General features: G+C 36.9%; 3 protein-coding genes. 2 read left to right on the top strand and 1 reads right to left on the bottom strand.

What is annotated here, in order from left to right:
• A partial coding sequence (locus FW754_RS16340) for an ESPR-type extended signal peptide-containing protein (RefSeq protein WP_446325253.1) occupies positions 1–1,219 on the bottom strand: 1,219 nt, incomplete at its 3' end.
• A gap of 403 nt (positions 1,220–1,622) precedes the next feature.
• On the opposite strand from FW754_RS16340, the gene FW754_RS16335 reads away from it, so the two are divergent.
• Positions 1,623–1,946, top strand: a complete 324-nt coding sequence (locus tag FW754_RS16335; protein WP_446325252.1) for a transcriptional regulator — start codon at positions 1,623–1,625, stop codon at positions 1,944–1,946.
• Positions 1,927–2,238 (top strand): helix-turn-helix domain-containing protein, encoded by a 312-nt coding sequence (locus tag FW754_RS16330; RefSeq protein WP_446325251.1) that lies wholly within the window; start codon positions 1,927–1,929, stop codon positions 2,236–2,238. Before FW754_RS16335 ends, FW754_RS16330 begins: the two co-directional genes overlap by 20 nt.
• Positions 2,239–2,538: the final 300 nt, after the last annotated feature.

The following is a 2,538-nucleotide window of genomic DNA, read 5'->3' as shown; positions in this document are numbered from 1 at the left end:
CCACAACAGTAGTTTTTGTACCTACTCCAGCATTTTTTTCAATTGCTTCTGCGATAGAAGTATAGTCATTACCAGCGACATTAAATGGTCCTGTTAATTTCCCATTATCACCTACTATAACGCCACCACCAATAATATCTGCAGCACTATTTGCAACATTACCCAATACCACATTGGTTCTATAAAGTTGGCTACCATTAATGCCATCGGTACTTGTTGCACTAATTTGACCGGCTGCAACATTTTTAAGTTGACGTTCAGCTCCAACAGCCCCCAAAGAAACTTGGTCACCCGCTTGAGTCGCAGCACCAGCAAATGCACCAAATTTTATACCATCAACCGTTGCTTCGATTTCTGTTGTTGCATCGGTATCGGTATTTGATTTTGAACCAATTGCAACAGCATTCGTTTTTGTTACTTTAGATGAATTACCAATAGCAATACCATTACTTTGTTCTACTTTTGAACCAAACCCTAAAGCTGTTGATTCTTTTGCATTAGCAGCAATCGAAGAATTTGACCCCAATGCTAAACTTTTCTCAGCGCCACCTTCAACAGATGCTCTACGGCCAATCGCTACCGTATCTCCTGTATTGTCACCAATTTTAGAAGCAATACCGATTGCAACACCACCATCAGAATTCCCTGAATTGGCTTTAGCGCCAATCGCAACTGACGCATTTTCTACATCTGTTTGTGCTTGATCGGCAACTGCCTCTGTACCAATCGCAACACTGTGAGCCCATGCCCAGGATTCATTACCAATGGCAATACCACCTTTATCATCACCACTATTTGCATTTGAATTACGACCAATTGCAATACCATCATTGATCACACGTGCGTTATCACCTAAAGCAATCCCGCCAAGATTTCCTATTCCGCCTGAGACACTAGCAGAACAACCTATTGCAATTGAGTTCTGTAAGTTAGTATTGGCGTAACCACAACTTGGATCTGAAATAGCAATAGATCCAGAATTCACAGCTCCATCATTACCATTTCCAACATTTACCGCATATAATTGAGGTGAAAGTGAAAGTAAAGCTGAAGCTAATAGACTTAAATTAATAGTTTTTTTTGTTTTTACTATTATTAATTCAGTACTAGGATTTAGAACTGATTTGCTACGAGATGAAGAATGCCCTGTTGCTAGTTCAGAAACAGCAACCCATGCATTCACTGAAGCGTTCCAAATAACCTTATAAATTTTATTCATACCAAACCGCCATTGTGATAAAAGTCACATTAAAAAATAATGAAGAGACAAGATATACAGAAGGTGGGCATTATATTGATTTTTTAGCATTTATCTACAATTTACTAAAATAATTTCTTAATTTTTTGATAAATATGGATTTAAATTTATTTATCCGGAAAAACTAATTTACTTAACATAAAACCTCTTATGCAAAATTCGGCTGTAACCCCCAAGCCGAAATGTCCTAGATAAATAGGTGAGCTGATTAATTACTATATTCGGCTCATATTTTGATCCGAATATGCTCAAAATATTCCTATTTAATAAAAAAATGTTCTTCGATAGTCGGTGCTATTCAGTTTCTTTACATATACGACTAAGTCGTACTAAAATATTACTATGTGGTATTCAAGGTTTGAAAATGCTAACAATATGTGAAACGCCTTATTTTAGTAAAATTTGTTTTATGTATTGGAATGAAAAAGAATATGAGGAATTTAAAACGTTCTTATCTTTAAATCCAAATGCTGGTGATGTTGAGCCTAATTCAGGCGGTATTCGTAAGATCAGATGGACAAGTGGTGGACGAGGTAAAAGTTCAGGTGTTCGAATCATCTACTTCAATCGCTTAGAAAACGGTGAAATTTGGCTCCTGACCCTTTACAGTAAAAAAGAAACCACCCAGCTGAGTAAAAAGACACTTCAATTATTAGTGGAGAAATTAAATGACTCGTTTAACGGCTAAAGAAATCGAAGCTTTTGAAGCAACTAGAGATATTGAAGCGGAAATTATACAGGGTATAGACGACATGCTTGCAAATAATGCAGCAAAACGTACTGTGATTACTGAAACAGATGTCGCCCTAGCTCGTAGGAAAGCGGATTTAACACAAGAACAATTTGCCAATATTCTAGGTACATCAAAACGAACATTAGAAAGTTGGGAACAAGGAACAAGACGACCAAGTAAAGCAGCTCAATCGCTGATTAAGCTTTTCATTATTGATCCTAAGTTTGTTCGAGAAAACTTAGCCTGATCTAATAGATACAAGCAATAAAAAAGCCCAACATCCTGTTGGGCTTTTTTACATATTTGATGCTTTCGGTATAACTCCTGTCGTACCTTTAACATTTCCTTGTTCTTTGGTTTTTCTTATTCTCTGGAGCATCCTGCTCTCTATGTGTTCATGATAAGAAATTGTGTTCCATGGGTATATTGGCAAAATCCCTAAATCACTGTACGCCTAGGCGTACAACACACTTAAATTATCCCAAGATTTGTCCGCAGAAATTGGGGATAATTTAAGCAGTGGAGGAGTTGATAAATCACAACAATG

The sequence above is a fragment of the Acinetobacter sp. 1207_04 genome, assembly GCF_052850415.1.
The sequence above is the reverse complement of the archived record's forward strand: the minus strand, read 5'-3'. Positions and strand labels throughout refer to the sequence as shown.

Excerpts from the sequence above, each read along its gene's own strand:
- FW754_RS16335 (WP_446325252.1), top strand. The coding sequence starts at position 1,623 with ATGCTAACAATATGTGAAACGCCTTATTTTAGTAAAATTTGTTTTATG.
- FW754_RS16330 (WP_446325251.1), top strand. The coding sequence starts at position 1,927 with ATGACTCGTTTAACGGCTAAAGAAATCGAAGCTTTTGAAGCAACTAGA.